The following is a 19,107-nucleotide window of genomic DNA, read 5'->3' on the forward strand; positions in this document are numbered from 1 at the left end:
TTGCTGCTTTGTGTACATCATTTGCAAGAGTTAAAAATCGACCATATTCTTTTAAGCTTTTAAATAAAGCAAACTAAATAAAGCAGCGAAAAAATATTATTCAGGGTGGTTATATAATGAGTATTCAAATATTAATTGCCGAGGATGAACATATGGCACGGAAGGAGTTACTTTATCTTCTTAAACATGAAGAAAATGTACACATCTGCCCAGCAGCAGAAACTGGGGAGCAACTTGTTGAACATTTTTTTACATATGAACCAGATGTTATTTTTCTTGATGTCCACATGCCGGGGTTGTCAGGAGTGGAAGCTGCCAAGAAAATTTTTTACGCGTCGGAAGGCTATATACCATTAATTGTTTTCACAACAGCATATGATGATTACGCTTTAGATGCATTTGAAATTGAAGCGGTGGATTATTTATTAAAACCTTATGATGTGAAACGGTTTAAAACAGCCATGAAACGTGTACGAAAACGATTAGCTCAAATCGAAGACCAAAAAGTCGACTGGGATAAGCCGAAGGAAGTTCAGCCTAACCCTTCTTCACAAAAGCTTTTGCTTGATGACGGAGAACGTATGGTAGTTGTCGATCCTGATTCTATTTATTATGCCGTGCCATTTAAACGAATGCTGGAAATTCATACGACCGATAAAACCATTCATTGTCGTATGACACTTCAAGAACTAGAAGATATGCTGACTGGATTTGCGTTTTTCCGTACCCACCGTAGCTATTTAGTTAATCTTAACTATATTGACGAGATTACACCATGGTTTAATGGCACAAGTAATATAACACTCAAAAATAAACAGCAAACAATGATCCCTGTAAGCAGGTCTGCAAGAAAGGCTTTACTTACTATTTTTTCAAGTAACCATTCATGAAACGATAAAAACCATTCGCACATTGATTTCTACCGTTGAACCAAAAATATTATCTGTTTGTTGCCTCACCTTTATACTATTATTAAGCGCTTACATAGTTTGCGTGACTGTAGTAGTCATAAAAAAAGGAGGAGGATAACATTGGAGAGTCACTATGATAAGCAGCGTACGTTTAGGCAGGGAGTGGATTATGTCAAGGTAGAAAACAGTTCTTCATTTCAAAGACTTATGTACGAACGAAAAAAATTTATTTTGCCATTAACGATTTTCTTTTTAGTATTTTACTTTATATTGCCAATCTTAACCTCTTATACAACTTTCTTAAATACTCCAGCGTTTGGCGATATTTCCTGGGTATGGATTTTTGCTTTTTCTCAGTTCATTATGACATGGGTGCTATCTACAATTTATGTGAAAAAGGCTGCTTCATTTGATGAGCAAGCTGAGCAAATCATTCGTGAACAAATAGACGACAAAGGAAGAGATGCTATATGAAGATGGATGCCACCGTAGTCATCTTATTTTTGAGCATTGTATTATTAACACTAGTGATTACTTATTTCGCAGCTAAACGAACGCAAACCACAGGAGACTTTTATACTGCTGGGGGCGGTTTAACTGGTTGGCAAAATGGATTAGCAATTGCTGGAGATTATTTATCGGCTGCTTCTTTTTTAGGGATTGCAGGGGCAATTGCGTTACATGGTTTTGATGGTTTTTTCTATAGTATTGGGTTTCTAATTGCCTATTTAGTAGTATTATTACTTGTTGCAGAACCACTACGTAATCTCGGAAAATATACATTAGCAGATATGATTAATGCTCGCTTTGATGCAAAAAAAATTCGTGGTGTCGCTGCTTTAAGTACTATTACCATTGTGCTTTTTTACATGATTGCACAGCTTGTCGGCGCAGGAGCACTCATCCAGCTTTTATTCGGAATCGATTATTGGATCGCTGTGTTAATTGTAGGCGTCATGATGACCATTTATGTGTTATTTGGTGGAATGATTGCAACAAGCTGGGTGCAAATTACGAAAGCAGTTCTACTAATGGCTGGAATGGTGATTATTTCATTTCTTGTTCTACTGAAATTCAACTTTAACATCTCCACAATGTTTACAGAAGTGAAATCCGCAACAGGTCATGGCGCAGACTTCTTAAAGCCTGGCTTAAAGTATACCGATCCACTGGGAACTATTTCTTTAATGATTGCACTTGTTCTCGGAACTTCTGGACTGCCTCATATTTTGATGCGCTTTTTCACCGTAAAAGATGCCAAAACAGCAAGGAGCTCAGTCATTACTGCAACATGGACAATTGGAGTCTTTTATATATTAACGCTCTTTTTAGGCTTTGGTGCGGCAGCATTTGTTGGCGAGCGTAACATATTGGCTGCAAATCCAGGTGGCAACATGGCAGCTCCATTATTAGCTGAAGTAATCGGTGGAGACATTTTATTTGCCTTTATCTCTGCAGTTGCTTTTGCAACAATTCTCGCAGTAGTAGCTGGACTTGTTCTTTCAGGAGCATCCGCATTTGCTCATGACTTATACGGTCAAATTTTAAAAAGAGGAGAGGCAACCGATAAACAGCAAATGCTCGCCGCTCGTTATGCAGCCTTATCTGTATCCGTTTTCTCGATTCTATTAGCACTGTTTGCCCAAACGTTAAATGTTGCTTTTCTTGTTTCACTTGCTTTTTGCATTGCCGCAAGTGCTAACCTGCCTGTTATTTTATATACCGTATATTGGAAGAGGTTTAATACAACAGGTGCGATTACAGCGATGCTCTGCGGGTTAGCTTCTGCATTAATTCTTGTTTCTATTAGTCCAAGTGTATTTTCTCCAAATGAGGGGGAAGCGTTATTTGTGGGGAATCCTCTTTTCCCTCTGGATAATCCAGCGCTTATATCTGTACCACTTGGTTTTCTAGGAGGTTATATTGGAACGATATTATCAAAAGAACATGACGCTACACGATATGCTGAAGTTAAAGTGAAAGCAAATACTGGATATAGAGATTCTTAATGGAAGAATAATATATTATTCTATTAGCCAACGCGTCATATTTTTTATTATCAGCATACATTTTATATAAAGATATAATTTCACCAAATGATATCTTATAGGAGGGATTCGTATGAGTAAAACAGTTGCTTCTTTACATGAGAAACCAAACATGCCTAGCTATGAGGAAGCATGTGCAAATTTTTCTTGGAAAGAAGTAGAAAAAACGTTCTCTTGGTACCAAACAGGAAAAGTCAATATGGCATATGAGGCAATCGATCGTCACGCTGAATCATGGCGGAAAAACAAAGTTGCCTTATATTATAGTGATTTGACACGCGACGAAAAGTATACGTTTCAGGATTTGAAATATTTATCAAACAAGTTTGGCAATGTACTAAAGAAAATAGGTGTTCAAAAAGGAGATCGCGTGTTTCTATTTTTACCACGTCAGCCTGAAACCTATATTAGTTTATTTGGAATATTGAAGATTGGCGCAATTGCCGGGCCCTTGTTTGAAGCATTCATGGAACAAGCAGTGCACGATCGTTTAGAGAATAGTGAGGCTTCTACATTAATAACAACATCGGAGCTATTATCACGCGTTCCTTATGAAAAACTGCCGCATTTAAAAGATATCATCTTAATAGGTGATGGCGATATTCCAGAGAATACGGAGCATACCAACTTCTACCACTATGAAACAGAAATGGAAAAATCACCGCGTAAACTTGGTATAGAATGGATGGATCGTGAAGATGGTATGATTCTTCATTATACATCTGGATCCACTGGTAAACCAAAAGGGGTATTGCATGTTCATAACGCGATGATACAACAATACCAAACTGCCAAATGGGTATTAGATTTAAAAGAGGATGATGTTTATTGGTGTACAGCTGATCCAGGGTGGGTAACTGGTACATCTTATGGAATATTTGGACCATGGCTTAATGGCGCATCCAGTGTTATCCGTGGTGGGAGATTTACCCCTGAAGACTGGTATTCTACTATTGAAAAATACCGAGTTACCATTTGGTATAGCGCTCCTACAGCTTTTCGTAGACTGATGGCTGTTGGCGATGAACTCATTCAAAAATATGACCTTAGTTCATTGAGACATATTTTAAGTGTTGGAGAACCGCTTAATGCAGAAGTGATTCACTGGGGAAGAAAAGTTTATGGTCTCCATATTCATGATCATTGGTGGATGACAGAAACAGGAGGTATTTTGATTTCCAACTACCCGACAATGAACATAAAACCTGGTTCTATGGGAAAACCATTTCCGGGTATAGAAGCAGCTATTTTAGATGGGGATGGCAATGAGGTTCCAAGAGGCCAAATGGGACGTTTATGTATTAAAACAGGTTGGCCATCAATGATGCGACGAATTTGGAAAAACGAAGAAAAATGGAAAGAATACTTTGCACTAGAAGGCTGGTATATTTCCGGAGATTTAGCTACAATGGATGAAGACGGTTATATTTGGTTCCAAGGACGAGATGATGATGTCATTATGACGTCAGGAGAACGAGTAGGGCCATTTGAGGTAGAAAGTAAGCTTATTGAACATCCTGCGGTAGCTGAAGCAGCTGTGATTGGTAAACCAGATCCAGTTCGTGGAGAAATTGTTAAAGCGTTTGTGGCACTACGAGATGGCTTTGAAAAAACGGAAAATCTAGAACAAGAACTCCGCCAATTTGTTAAAGAGGGTCTTGCAGCTCATGCTGCTCCTAGAGAAATAGAGATTCGCGACTTTTTACCGAAAACAAGAAGTGGAAAGATTATGCGTCGGGTATTAAAAGCATGGGAGCTTAATTTGCCAGCAGGCGATCTCTCAACAATGGAGAAATGATGATTGATAGTTATTCAAAAACACCATGAACATGGGATAAGTTTAGGCTTGTTATAGCTACTACCTTAGTAACTGTACTTTATCTCACTTCTCCTTGCTTAAAATCTTTTAAAATGAAAACGACAGCTCACTTGAAACAATGTGAACTGTCGTTTATTTTCTCAAGCTTTATGGCAATCTTTTTACTAGTTATTCAAATAGCTGATTACTTGCAACGTATTGCTTGGTCTTCTGCTGTTTTTGAAGCGCTTCGTGCTCCTACATAAGTTGTCTGCCTTCATCATTTTTTTGTTAGAACCAGTTTTTTGTCGATAGCTGTAGTTTTCTTCTATTATAAACCCTAAAATTTTATGCCTTTCGATAGTTTATTTTTAAAACATCTCCCCCACTTTAACTCTAGGAGGTCTGCATAGTGAAAAAGATTATGATTATTGGCAACCCCGGATCAGGAAAATCAACATTAGCTAGAAAATTAAGTGACCTTTTAGGTATACCCGCTTATCATATGGACACCATTTTTTGGCAACCTGGCTGGGTTCCGATAAAACGGGAAAAACTTGTTCAGGAAACAAAAAAGTTGATGGAAAAAGACGCTTGGATTATTGACGGCAATTACGGCGCAACGATGGATATACGTTTAAAAGAAGCTGACACTATCATCCTTTTACATTTCTCCACGATTCGTTGCTTGTATGGAATTACCAAACGGAGAATTCAATATCATAACAGAACACGTCCTGACTTAACTGAAGGCTGCCCGGAAAAACTGGATCGGGAATTCTTTCAATGGGTTCGCAAATTTAATAAACGGAAAGCTCCACACATCTACGAGCGCCTAGCGAACTACCCAGACAAACGACAGCTTATTTTCAAAAACAGAACCCAGTTACAAAAATTTCTTCAAAAACTTAGCTAATATTTGTGATACATGAACCATTGCAATTGCAAGCGATTGAAAAATCTAAATTATCTCTCACCTCCTAATTGATTCGCGTGTCGAAATAGTTTAAACTATGATTACATATTTATCAAGGAGGGTTTTCCTATGAGTCTTAAACGAGCACTTCAAGTAGATGATATGTTGCAACTTAACGTCGTTAGTGATCCACAATTCACACCAGATGGTCGGGCTTTTACGTACACAATGACAACCATTAATGATCAAAATGAGTATGAATCACAGCTAATGTACCAAAGACTTAAAGATAAGCATGCTACCCCTTGGACCTTTCATGCATCTAAAAATAGCAATCTACGATTTTCCCCTGATGGGAAGCGAGCTGTCTTTCAATCTACTAGAAGCGGACGTCCCCAACTATGGTTGATCCATACAGACGGCGGTGAGGCAAAACAATTGACGACGTTTCGCCATGGAGCCACAAATCCAATCTGGTCTAAAGATGGTAAACATGTATTCTTTACTGCTTTCCTCGAAGCTGACGATGATATACATAACCAAAAAGAGCCTACCAAAGAGGAAGAGCAAAAAGAAAAAGAACAGAAGCAAAAACAACCATTGATCGTCAATCGTATCACATATAAATCTGATGCAAGAGGCTTTCATGATCAAAAACGAGCCCAGATTATCATGTTAACAATCTACGATGAAGCATTATACCAACTAACAGAGGCAGATGCTGACCATGTCCTTCAGGATATTTCTCCTGATGGTACAACGCTACTATACGCAGCTAATTTAACCGATAATGCGGATTATGAATTAACCAATGATCTCTATTGTCTCCATTTAATGACAAAAGCAACGAGCAAGCTTACAGATGGAAAAAGCACTTACGATAAAGCTGTTTTTTCACCAGACGGCAGTAAAATCGCTAGCTTTGGGCATGAGTTTGCCTATAAAGGTGCGTCCCTTACTGAACTTTACGTATTTGACATAAAAACGAAAGAGCGAACCTGCTTGAGCAAAGACTGGGATGTGGAGCTTGGTGATGCCATGATCGGTGATACACGGCTTGGCGAATCAGAATCAGGACCAATTTGGAATGAAGATAGTTCAAAGATTTTCTTTATTGCAACAGATCAAGGGGCTACAGAATTTCACGCAGCTTCCATTGATGGTGGTAACGAAGTCATTTATAAACAAAACAATCATATTTTTGGATTTTCCTATGACAAATACAGTAATTCCTTCATCCTGGGAATGAGCAGACCGACAAATCCAGGTGAATTTTATCTCTTACAGGAAGATGGCACGCTAGAACCAATGACAGATAATAATCGTACATTTCTTAGGGATGTAGACCTTCAAGAACCGGAAGAATTGCTTATCCAGACTGAAGATAATTGGGAAGTTCAAGGTTGGTTATTACGTCCTTATGGCTTTACAGAAGGGAAAAAATACCCAACTATATTAGAAATTCATGGCGGTCCTCATGCTATGTATGGGCAGACATTTTTCTTTGAAATGCAGCTCCTTGCAGCAAAAGGTTATGTCGTTTTGTATACTAACCCACGGGGAAGTCACGGATACGGGCAGGCATTTGTCAATGCATGCAGAGGTGATTATGGTGGTGGCGATTATCGTGATATCATGGCAGCTGTAGACTATGCTATGCATCAGTATAGCTTTATCGATGAACAACGTCTAGGCGTTACAGGTGGGAGCTATGGCGGGTTTATGACCAATTGGATTGTTGGTCATACGAATCGATTTAAAGCCGCTGTAACACAGCGTTCTATCTCTAATTGGCTTAGCTTTTATGGTGTAAGTGATATTGGCTTCTTCTTTACCGAGTGGGAGCATGGAGTGAATCTATTAGATGATCCAGCAAAACTTTGGGAGTTCTCGCCATTAAAATATGCTAAAAACGTGGAAACACCATTGCTTATTTTACATGGTGAATTGGACTATCGTTGTCCGATTGAGCAAGGCGAGCAGTTGTTTATTACATTAAAACACTTGAAAAAGGAAGTAGAATTCGTGCGCTTCCCTCACGCAAACCACGAACTAAGCAGGAGCGGAAATCCTGACATGCGAATCGAACGTTTAAACCATATTATAAGATGGTTTGACACTTATCTATAATAGGCATACAGTCCACATCTCTTATCAGTGGAAGTTATTTCCCGCTTCCACTTATGGTTCATGCCCTTTTACAGTTGGACTTCCAGCTATTTTCCTAGATTCACCGCGTAGTATGGAAGGAAAACATCATACTGCTAGTTACATGCGTAACTAAATCGAGAGCTGATCGCAACACCAGCTCTCGACTAGTTTAAATAAAGTGAATCTTCAATCGCCAAAGAGATTTCATTCATCCCCCACGGCTTGTTAGTAGCCCAAGGGTATGACCTAAAAAACAGGGCATTTAGGCGCTGTTATCTCGTACTTAGACTTGTTGCAGTACAGATTATCCAACTCCTAAAAGCGGGAGTCTTACAGCATCTTTTATACGGGATAAAAATAATCAGTTTGTTACGTTTGTCTTGAATAGAGTTGTATGATAGTCTTGTAGCGCCAGCATTGGCAAACTGTCACACGCCGATATTGTTTTTAACACGATTGCTTCAAAAGTCTCCAAGCTTGTAAAGCAAGGAACTTGATAACGAACCGCCCACTCACGAAGATGAAAGCCAAAACTGTTCACGTTTCTACCTTGTTCTGGCAAATTCAGAATCATGTCAGGCGGATATGGTTCCAAAGTATCTGTAAGTTCATCTCGGTTATGGATCACATGCTTAACGGAAATACCGTTTGCGTTTAAAAAACGAGCTGTTCCTTTTGTTGCCAGTAAGGAAATACCCGCTTCACTGGCTGATTGAATCGTTTTAAGACTGCTTGTCTTCATACGATCGGCAATAGATACGAGCATAGTGAGATTTTTATACGCCTTTGTTTGGTCAAAAAGGAAAGCAGCAATTTTAGTTAAAACTTCCTCCTGCTGATAAGAAATAGCAATGACTTCTCCCGTAGACTTCATTTCTGGACCCAATACATGATCAACGCCTTTTAACTTTCCTGCAGAAAAAACTGGCGCTTTTACGGTGAAAAATGGAGGTTCTTGACATAGATTCATTTCTGTTGTAATTTCCTCTAAAGCATATCCAAGCTGCACTTGAACAGCCCACTTCACCATAGGTAGATCTGTCATTTTACTCATGATCGGAACGGTACGTGAAGCTCGCGGATTCACTTCCAATACATACACTTCTTCGTGATATAAGATGAATTGAATATTCATCACACCGACAATCGGTACAGATTGAGCAATTTTTGTAGCAATCGAGACGATCTGCTGTTTTTCTGTATCCGATAGCGTTATAGGTGGAAAGATCGCCAAGCTATCTCCTGAATGCACACCAGCCTTTTCAATATGTTCCAAAATACCTGGGATAAGGACCCTTTCCCCGTCACTAATTACATCGACTTCACATTCTTTACCTGGAAGATATGAATCAATTAACAACGGCCAGCAATAGTCATTCGTATCCGCTTGAATACGCATGACGTAATTTTCAAGCTCTTCCTGATCATAGGCAATAAACATGGACTGTCCTCCGATCACATAAGAAGGTCGAATTAACACCGGAAAACCAAGTTGCTCCGAGGCTTCATCTAATTGCCCGCTATGTTGAACCATATATCCCTTCATATGTGGAATGGAACCTTCATCCAATAACTGATAAAACTGCTCCCGCTCCTCCATTTGAGCAATATGTTTTGGTGTTGTTCCATAAACGTGAATACCCTCTTGTTCGAGTTCTGTTACCAGATTTACTGCTGTTTGGCCGCCAAACTGAATAAGCACTCCTGCTGCCTTTTCTTTCGCAATAATTTGTAGAATATCTTCTAGCGCTAATGGTTCAAAATATAACTTATCAGCAACAGAGTAATCGGTGCTAACGGTTTCTGGGTTATTATTTACGACAATTGCTTCGTATCCAAGTTGTTTCACCGCTAAGGCAGCATGTACAGAGCAATAGTCAAATTCGACTCCTTGACCAATCCGTATCGGTCCAGAGCCAAGAATTAATACTTTTCGCTTTCCTTGATTTACTCTCACTTCGTCTTGACCATGCCACGTTGAATAATAATATGGGGTTGCAGCAGCAAATTCTCCAGCGCAGGTGTCCACTAATTTATATGCAGGTTTTATTTGCAGCTGTTTATATTTGTCCCTTAATTCATTTGGCTTTGCACCTATTATCCTAGCAATCTGCTTATCCCCCAGATTAAACCGTTTTGCTTGTAGTAATAAAGTTTTCGGGATATTAGAGATGGTATAGGCTGCCAATTGTTTTTCTAAAGCTAAAATTCGCTCCATTTTAGCTAAAAACCAAGGATCGATTTGTGTGATGAGATGTAGTTCTTCTAGAGACCAGTCACGGTTTATTGCTTCAGCAAGTGCAAATAACCGCACATCATTAGGCTCTTCAATCCATTCACGTAAAGCTACATCCGATATGTTGGTGAATTTAGGTAAATGTAAGCCATCTACATTCATCTCTAATGAACGGACAGCTTTATTTAGTGCGCCCTCAAATGTGCGGTCAATTGCCATCACTTCCCCAGTTGCTTTCATTTGCGTCCCTAATGTACGATCAGCTTCAGTAAACTTATCAAACGGAAAACGTGGCAGCTTTACGACAACGTAGTCCAGTGCAGGTTCAAACGCAACCGAGGTGGTGTCTGTAATCGGATTTACAATTTCATCCAAACGATAGCCTAGGGCACATTTCGTTGCCACACGTGCTATAGGATAACCTGTCGCTTTGGATGCGAGTGCCGAGGATCTGCTTACTCTTGGGTTCACCTCAATAATACAATAGTTATTTGATGTTGGATCTAAAGCAAACTGAATATTACATCCTCCGACTACCTTCAATGCACGAATAACTTTTAACGAAGCTACGCGTAACATCTGATACTGTGTATCTGTTAAAGTTTGTGAAGGAGCTGTTACGATGGAATCGCCTGTATGTACCCCCACTGGATCCATATTCTCCATATTACAAACAATTACGCATGTATCGTTTGCATCTCGTATGACTTCATATTCAATTTCCTTCCAACCTTTGATACTTTTTTCTACAAGTACTTGGCGGATAGGACTAAGCTTTAAAGCATTCTCTAATCGCTTTATAAGTTCTGTTTCATTGTATGCAAAACCTCCACCTTCTCCCCCCAATGTATACGCCGGACGTAGAATAACAGGAAAACCTATTTCCTTTGCAAATGAAATCCCTGTTTGAATATCTTCGACTACTTTTGATTGGGAAACTGGTTCATTCATATCGAGCATTAACTGTCGGAATGCTTCTCTGCTTTCTCCTTTTTGAATGGATTCTACTTCCGTTCCAAGTACTTTTACGTGATACCGGGCAAGAATACCTTTATCGTGTAGTGCAATTGTTATATTTAATCCGGTCTGTCCCCCAAGTGTACCGATTAACCCGTCCGGTCTTTCCTTAGCAATAATCTTTTCCAAATTATTTACCGTTATAGCTTCCAAATAAACGCGATCAGCAATCGCTTTATCCGTCATGATGGTTGCTGGATTATTGTTTACTAAAATAACTTCGATTCCCTCTTCCTTAAGCGCTAAACATGCTTGTGTTCCTGCATAATCAAATTCAGCAGCTTGCCCAATGACGATTGGCCCAGAACCTATCACCAGTACTTTATTTAAGCTTTTTCGCATAACCATTCTTCCTTTAACTGTATGACTTGCTGTACAAAATCGGTTAAAATATATGCCGTATCACTTGGTCCAGGATGAGCCTCTGGATGAAATTGAACAGTAGTAATAGGTAAGTGTTTGTGCTTCATTCCTTCAACAGATTGGTCATGGACATGTTCAAAAATTACCTGAAAAATGGTACTGCTTAGACTTTCTTTTTTTACCACATAGCCATGGTTTTGCGCAGTTATGCTTATTTTACCTGTTTGCAAGTCTTTTACCGGATGGTTTGACCCTCGGTGTCCAAACGGCAATTTTTCGGTTTCTGCACCGTGTGCCAAAGCAACAAGCTGATGTCCTAAGCAAATCCCTAATGTTGGATAAGCTTCCGTCACTGCTTTTATATGCGGAAAATAGATCTGAAGCTCACTAGGGTTGCCCGGACCATTACTTATCATGATACCATCTGGCTGTAACGCCTTGATTGCTTTTACGGTATAGTGATAAGGAACTACCGTTACCCGACAACCTAGCTCAAGCAGTGCTGTTACAATCGATTTTTTATAACCAAAATCAAGAATGACGATATGACAATTCCCCTCGCCCATTTGGATTGGAGACTTTACTGCTACTTCCTGAACTAACTCCTTTACACTTGGCAACGTAAATTCATATTTGTAATCCGGAAAAGCTTTCTCTAACACCAATCTCCCTTTTACCGTTCCATATTTCCTGATCAAAGCAACGAGTGCCCTCGTATCCACATTTTTCAAGCCAGGAATAGCATGCTTTTTTAATGCTTCCGTAAAAGTAGACTGCAATTGATAATGACTCGGTTCGTCACAGACGTCGTTCAAAATAACACCAGCAACTTGTAAACGGTAACTTTCGGAATCATTCACATTCATTCCATAATTCCCAACGACAGGGTAAGTTAAGATCACGATTTGCCCAGCGTACGAAGGGTCAGTTAGCATTTCTTGATAACCAGTCATACTTGTATTAAAAACAAGCTCTCCAACACCTTCCTCCATATACCCAATCCAATCTCCGGTAAATATTTCCCCTGTCTCTAAAACGAGCTGTCCCTTTGTCATTTTCTTCATTCACCTCTATGATGGAATTCTAATTATTCCATATTATAGAGATACTTCTTCCTAGTTTCAAGTATATTTATAAATTTTATTTAATATTTATACATTCATGATTCAATTAATAGTAAAAAATCTACTAGTACACGTGTTTTAATGAACGAAAAAATGTATGCAAAATGTATAAAGTGAATTTCAATCAGTGGGGGTTCTTTCATCGCCCTCTGATTGGTTAGTAGCCCAAGGGTTTGACCTAAAGGTCTCTTACGAAACAGGGCATATAGGTGCTGTTATCATCCACTTAGACTTGTTACTGTACAGATTTATTATCCAACTCCTTGAAGTGAGAGTCTTACAGCACCTTATATACGGGACAAAAGGATTTCGTAATAACAACACCCCCAATGGGCAGATGATACCGAGCAATTGGGGGATAAGTAGTTGTAGTGAGGTCTACTGCGGAAGATATGTCTCTAAAAATCTATTTAAATTTTCTATATAGTTTTCTTTATGGGTCACAAATGCCTCGCCATGTCCCGCTCCATCAAACGTAATTAACTCTTTAGGGCTATTTGTCTGATCATATAATTCCTCGCTCATTCGAGTTGGAACAAATGTATCGGCATTTCCATGAATATATAAAATGGGTACTTCTGCTTTTTTGACTTGCTTCACCGCAGAAGCTTCCCGCAAGCCATATCCAGCGCGCATTTTAGATACGAGGCTTGTGCTTGGTAAAAGTGGAAATGCAGGCAAATGGAACATTCGCCCCATTTGATAATCGAACATGTCATAAACACTTGTATAAGGACTATCTGCTACAATTGCTTTGACATTATCAGGGAGCTTCTCACCACTAGCCATTAATACAGTTGCAGCTCCCATTGATACACCGTGTAAAACAATTTCCGCATCCTTTCCTTGCTTTTCAATGACTTGATTAATCCAATCGACATAATCTATCCGATCATGCCAGCCAAATCCAATATAGTCTCCTTCGCTTTCTCCATGGCCTCTTAAATCTGCCGTAAACATATTATAGCCTAACTGTTCATAATAATATTGGCCAAACATCCCCATATCCAAGCCACGGCCTAAATAGCCATGAGCAAAAATAACTGTTTTATTCGTCTCTTGTTTCGCTGGTAGATAATAACCTTGTAAATTAAGATCGTCAAACGAAGTCATTTTCCAGGTTTCAAAATTCTGTTTACGAACCCAACCTCGCCAATTTCCATCTAGCATTTCACTCAGTGCCTCTGCAGAAACTTCAAGATCCTCATTCTCTTGCAAAAAATCCTTCTCATTTCGGGAAATGGCTAAATGATAAAAATAAAAACTTCCTATTATGTCAATGATTACAAGTAGCACAATAATACCAGTACCTATACGTAAAATTATCTTTTTCTTCAACATTTTTCCCGCCTTTTCATTCTATTTATCCATTATATAGGGAAAAAGTCTTATATGAAACTAACAAGTTGCTGGTATATGTTTACAAGACATTACTACCAAGATGTAAGCATAAAATGTAGCCCCATTTAAAATATTTCTTACTTCAAATGGGGCCCTCTGGGTATCATTATTAGTGAAATAACCCGGATTCTTTAGATTTTTCTTTTAGTTTATTGGTATGCCGGTTAATAACTGGTTTTAAAAATGCCCCAAGTACGATGGCCGCAGCCCCGAACGAACAAAGATAAAAAATATCTTTACTAGCACGTTGCCAAACAATACCTCCTATCGCTTCCCGTAACAGATCAATGGCATACGTAAACGGAAGAAATGGATTAATCGCTTGGAAAAACTCTGGCAATAGAACAACAGGATACGTTCCACCTGAACCAGCAATTTGCAAAACAAGAAATACAATCACCATTGCTTTTCCCACGTCGCCAAACACAGAAACAACCGTATAAATGATGAGCATAAAAATCATACTGATAAAAATACCAAACAGTAAAAACCAATATGGCTCAGCAGCATCGACACCTAATAAGAGCAAATCTCCTGCCGTTACAATGATTGTTTGTAAAAAGCCAATTCCCATAAACGTAAATAAGCGTCCGAAATACATTTGTCTTTCTGTATAATTAACTAGCTCATGCACGTCGGTTGCTAATAAAGAAATGAGCAGCAATCCGCCAACCCATATAGCTAACACTGTATAGAACGGGGTCATTCCAGTACCATAATTCTCCATTGGAAATAGCTTATTCTGATTCAACTGTACTGGCTCAGCAAAAAAACCTTTCTCTGCTTCTGGATCATTTTGTAGAAGTTTAATGATCTCGTTAATATCCGTCTCTCCTTGGATACTGCGAATTCGATCTGCAAGCTCCTTGACTTTACTATTCACATAAGGAAATTCTCCCAGAGCACGTTTAAGTATATCTTCACCTTCACCTAAGTTACTTTCTGTACTTCCCAGGATACGCTCTACCTCTGGAATCATCCCTTGAATATCTACCAATATGCCTCGAGCCTTTGAAAGTGTGTTTTTAGCTCGGCTAATTTCCGCCATAACAGTTGGTTCAATCGACTCTTTATACTCTTTTACAAAGGCATCAATATTCGTTGATGTATTTTCAGCTAATTGCTGTAATTCACCAATCGTTTGCTCCACGTCTCCATGTTTCGTATCTATAAACTGGATAACTTCTTTGTTTGTCTCTTTAACATTTGTTAATCCTTCTTGTAACGTAGTTAATCTTTCAATCACCTGATCGAGCTGTTGATTATCAATACTTGGGTTATTGCCTTGCTCTTCATTTTGGTTGTTATCGGATTGTTCGTTTTGCTGCTTTAATTGCTCTAACAATTCGATTACAGATCCAACTCTGTTAGCTCCATCGTCAAGCTGGTGATTAATTTGATTAGCTAGTTCTTTTCCTTCACTAAAATCAATATCTACTTGCTGAATATCTTGGATAAAGTTGTTTGCTTTATTCGCAATATCCTGCACTTTCCGTAAATCCTGTTCTATTTTTGGCGCCATTTCGTTTAAACGACCTTCCGCTTTCTTTAACAAGGCTGTCGTATTATCAATCGTAGTTAACCCATTATCGGTCGCTTCTTTCGCATCAGGTATTAAATTTTGTGCCTTGTTAACGATGTCTTGCGCCTGATTTGCATCTGATAATGATTGATTAAGCAGGTCATTAATTTCTGGCAGTTTTTCTTCCATCTCAAACACATAATTTTCAAATCGTTTTATATCAGGGAGATCCTTTTCTAGTTCAATCCCTAAGTTATTAAACATATCAAAGATTACTCCATTAACAGTAGAAATAAAATGACTGCTAATTTGTTCCACAATGACTGAAGCACCTTTTTCCGTAATTTTCGGGGCAATTGCATTAATTTTTTCATTCACATAATATTCTACATTCGCTTTTTCCGGATTATCTTCAATGACGGTCCCGAGACGCTTGGAAAAATTTTTCGGAATCACAATCACAGCAAAATAATTGCCGTATTCTACTTCTTCCATCGCTGTTTTACGATCAGTGAACCGCCAATCCATCTTCTTATTTTCTTTTAACGTTTTTACAAGATCTTTTCCTACGTTAATATCCTGCCCTCTCACTGTTGCGCCCTGGTCTTCATTTACCACGCCGACAGGAATTTGGTCGGTTTGCCCATATGGATCCCAAGAAGCTTTAATGTTAAACCAAGCATAGAAAGAGGGTAATAGTATCAGACCACCAATGATGATGGCAGCTACCCAGTTCTTACTTACCTTTTTTATATCTGTGAAAAAAATTCGCCAGCTGTTTTTCATAAATTCACGCAACCTTCTAACCTAAAATGAATGGTCATTCATTTTTTAGTGATAAAAATCTAGTATAATGGATGATTATAACAACGTTAAACGAACAATACCAGCTATAAGTAAAAGTAATCCAATTTTGAATTGTCTCACTAATACGTCATCTAGTATTCTGATAATGGATGAAGGGCTACCCTTAAAGCCTATTGTCTTTTTTTCTAAAATGAGACAGGTTATTTATCTGAAATTTCCAATAACAATACCAGATAAATAAATCGTATTGCTTGACTTTACATTTATTTTTTAATGCAACGCTAGTGATATTTTCTTATCTTACAAAAAATCAAAGATTGGACCATTCTTTCCCTTACTGATAACGAAATCACATCGTACATAAAAAGTCCTCTTTGCGGACATATTAACTCTGCAAAGAGGACATTGGGACATGAATATGTTACTCAAATATTTAATTTCTCAAATATGCCGTTTTTCCATTAAATGAATACCGATACTAATCATGACAACTCCCATTAATAACAGTATGCTAATCGGATAGAAAAGCTGTTCAAATGAATAACCATAATTCACAGCTCCATGTAATATTTCCATCCCATAGGTTAACGGATTTATTTTCGATAGGCCAATCAAAATTTTCGATTCCACAATTTCAATTGGCCAATATGCCCCACCAATCATCGCCATACATACTGCAAAAATCGTGATGACGGCATTAAATTGCTGTGCATTTTTCACCACAGCGGTTAACAAAATAGCTAATGCAACGATCGTAAAAACATAAGGAATTAACAGCAATAAAGCCTCCATAAACATGCCGTTAAAATCAATCCCAATAATAAAATAGAAAAACGAAAAAATAATTGCTACCTGTAAATAGCCAACGAAAAAGCTATAAATCATATTACCAGCATACATATCCCATTTTTTTACAGGTGATAAAATAAGCCGATCCCAAATCCCATCCTGCTTTTCAATTAAAATAGGTAGTACATTATAGCCGATCGTATAAATAACAAAGAACAAACTAAAACCGAACAAAAATTGATACTTCGGATCATAGATGAATCCTTTATCGCTGGTGAAATTACTTACACGGATAGAAAACACTGGTTCATCTAAAGCATGATTCATTTCCTTTACAAATGCATCTTTCTCTTGCCGAGACTCGCTTGCATGATCTACTATTTTCTTTTGCTGTAAATACTGGATATATGCTTGGTGTACAGCATTATCCACCATCGTAACCGTAGTAGATTCTACACCTACAACTAACTCGTAAGAATCCTTCCTTAATAAAACACCAACTTCTACTTTTCCATCTTCAATTAATTGAAACATATCCTTTTTTTCCATTTCCTTAAACAGAATTGCTTCTTCTTGTTCTAATGCTGTCTTTATAGAAGATTGGTTAACTTCATCATCCATAACTGCTACAGGAACACGGATCATATTCTCTTGCCCAGCAGATCCCGTAATGAAAGCAAAGCCAATCGACATTCCAATAAAGCTGAGAAATGTCCAAGGATTACGTAATAGATGTTTCGCCTTTGCAATCAAAATAGCAATCATACCATCTCCCCCTTTTTAGGAAATGTTAAAGCGGCGATGATAATCATTGCGACACCAAAAAGACAGAGAAATAATATATGAGAGCTTATTTCTTGCACCGAGTTTCCTCTTAGTATTGATAAGTATGCGGACATTCCAGAACCGTTTGGAGTGAAATTACCAATCACGTGGATCAATTCAGAACTGTCTCCGATAGGAAAAAAACTTCCGCCTACTAAAGCCATAAGGGCAACAATAGCTCCTGAGAAGAAATTGGTAATCGTTTCGGAGTGCATTTGATAGCTAATTGCGGTTAATAATACAGCGATTCCTCCTACAGCAACTGAAAATGCGATTGTTATGATAAGAAAAGCAAACATATTCTCCCAAGTTACATCAAATATAAGCCAAGCAAATCCGTAAATAATACATGATTGGAAGAAGGTAAAGATCACTGCTGAACATAAGATGCCGCTAAAATACACCCATTTTGACATATTAGCTAAAATAATGCGATTAAACACGAACATTTTCTTTTCTCTAAAAGCTATCGTTCCAATGGTGGAAGCAATAAATAGGGCATTCATAACCGCCATCCCGACGGTATAATAATCTTTAGCAGTAATAATTTTGTTTTGCTGAAGGCTTGTACGCTTACTTTTCAGCAAAGAATCTGATAAACTCATTATCTGCTGATCTAACCCTTTTTGCTCAAGAAAAGTCCCTAGGGTAAGCTGCTGCTGAAAATTCTCTATTATACTATGAATAACTCCTGCGCCAATTTGCTGCTGTTCATTTCCCATTACAAGCAATTCAGCCATTTCGTCACCATTTAACAACGTATGCGAAAGATATTTGTACGTAAAGTCTTCAGGTACTTCAATTACTGCAGTATACGAATTATCATTCAAGATTTCTTCTTTTTTACTTACAGAAACCTCTTCAACCTCCATCATCTCCGACAATGCTTCCGTATTAAAAATAGATTTCAGTGTCTGTATGGGTAATGCTTTCTCCATATTCACCATATTTTCTTTATGAAAATCTGTTCTACCATTCATATCAAGTAGGAATTGGTCCAATTGCTCTGTTTCAGAACGGTGCTCTATAATAGCGATTTTTGCTTGAATTTCAGGAGTATCACCATTCATGAAACTGCTTAATGCACATCCTAAAATGAAGATGAGGATGATAGGTAAAGCAATAAGCAATAACAGTTGTACAGGATTTCTCCATAACACAAGGAATTGCTTTTTAATAATCTGTCTAATCATGGAACC

Annotated in this window: 13 protein-coding genes; 7 read left to right on the forward strand and 6 right to left on the reverse strand. The window is 38.2% G+C overall.

All coding sequences use genetic code 11. From position 1 onward, the window contains the following. Window positions 1–116: 116 nt before the first annotated feature. The 7 genes from BKP57_RS04325 (at window position 117) to BKP57_RS04350 (ending at window position 7,803) form a co-directional block, all read left to right on the forward strand. On the forward strand, window positions 117–890 hold the full coding sequence (locus BKP57_RS04325; RefSeq protein WP_050350183.1) for a LytR/AlgR family response regulator transcription factor: 774 nt from the start codon (window positions 117–119) through the stop codon (window positions 888–890). 141 nt (window positions 891–1,031) lie between these two features. Further along, window positions 1,032–1,385, forward strand: a complete 354-nt coding sequence (locus BKP57_RS04330; RefSeq protein ID WP_050350182.1) for a DUF485 domain-containing protein — start codon at window positions 1,032–1,034, stop codon at window positions 1,383–1,385. Window positions 1,386–1,387: 2 nt separating this feature from the next. Further along, window positions 1,388–2,920 carry a solute symporter family protein gene (locus tag BKP57_RS04335; RefSeq protein WP_072742369.1) on the forward strand — a complete coding sequence of 511 codons (1,533 nt, stop codon included), beginning with the start codon at window positions 1,388–1,390 and terminating at the stop codon, window positions 2,918–2,920. 151 nt (window positions 2,921–3,071) lie between these two features. Beyond that, a complete protein-coding gene (gene acsA / locus BKP57_RS04340; protein WP_373314158.1) occupies window positions 3,072–4,757 on the forward strand; it encodes an acetate--CoA ligase in 1,686 nt (561 codons plus the stop codon). A 113-nt stretch (window positions 4,758–4,870) separates the two neighbouring features. Further along, window positions 4,871–5,023, forward strand: coding sequence for a hypothetical protein (locus BKP57_RS21895; protein ID WP_156875271.1), 153 nt, complete (start codon window positions 4,871–4,873; stop codon window positions 5,021–5,023). A gap of 146 nt (window positions 5,024–5,169) precedes the next feature. Further along, window positions 5,170–5,673, forward strand: coding sequence for a DNA topology modulation protein (locus BKP57_RS04345; protein ID WP_050350180.1), 504 nt, complete (start codon window positions 5,170–5,172; stop codon window positions 5,671–5,673). Window positions 5,674–5,802: 129 nt separating this feature from the next. Beyond that, window positions 5,803–7,803 (forward strand): S9 family peptidase, encoded by a 2,001-nt coding sequence (locus BKP57_RS04350; RefSeq protein WP_072741043.1) that lies wholly within the window; start codon window positions 5,803–5,805, stop codon window positions 7,801–7,803. A 382-nt stretch (window positions 7,804–8,185) separates the two neighbouring features. Here the strand turns inward: BKP57_RS04350 and carB are convergent, their stop codons facing one another. The 6 genes from carB to BKP57_RS04380 form a co-directional block, all read right to left on the reverse strand. Beyond that, window positions 8,186–11,425: a carbamoyl-phosphate synthase (glutamine-hydrolyzing) large subunit gene (carB, locus tag BKP57_RS04355; RefSeq protein WP_050350178.1), complete on the reverse strand. Its 3,240-nt coding sequence runs from the start codon at window positions 11,423–11,425 to the stop codon at window positions 8,186–8,188. Then, window positions 11,404–12,495, reverse strand: a complete 1,092-nt coding sequence (locus BKP57_RS04360; protein WP_050350177.1) for a carbamoyl phosphate synthase small subunit — start codon at window positions 12,493–12,495, stop codon at window positions 11,404–11,406. The genes carB and BKP57_RS04360 overlap by 22 nt, the downstream gene beginning before the upstream one ends. A 447-nt stretch (window positions 12,496–12,942) precedes the next feature. Further along, window positions 12,943–13,905, reverse strand: a complete 963-nt coding sequence (locus tag BKP57_RS04365) for an alpha/beta hydrolase (RefSeq protein ID WP_072741044.1) — start codon at window positions 13,903–13,905, stop codon at window positions 12,943–12,945. 169 nt (window positions 13,906–14,074) lie between these two features. After that, window positions 14,075–16,273 (reverse strand): YhgE/Pip domain-containing protein, encoded by a 2,199-nt coding sequence (locus BKP57_RS04370; RefSeq protein WP_072741045.1) that lies wholly within the window; start codon window positions 16,271–16,273, stop codon window positions 14,075–14,077. Between the two features lie 462 nt (window positions 16,274–16,735). After that, window positions 16,736–17,848, reverse strand: a complete 1,113-nt coding sequence (locus BKP57_RS04375) for an ABC transporter permease (protein ID WP_072741046.1) — start codon at window positions 17,846–17,848, stop codon at window positions 16,736–16,738. Next, the gene (locus BKP57_RS04380) at window positions 17,845–19,101 is read right to left on the reverse strand and encodes an ABC transporter permease (protein ID WP_050350173.1); all 1,257 of its coding nucleotides are present in this window, start codon (window positions 19,099–19,101) and stop codon (window positions 17,845–17,847) included. Before BKP57_RS04380 ends, BKP57_RS04375 begins: the two co-directional genes overlap by 4 nt. Between the last annotated feature and the right edge of the window lie 6 nt (window positions 19,102–19,107).

The sequence above is a fragment of the Virgibacillus sp. 6R genome (assembly GCF_001895305.1).
Lineage (GTDB): Bacteria > Bacillota > Bacilli > Bacillales > Amphibacillaceae > Virgibacillus > Virgibacillus pantothenticus.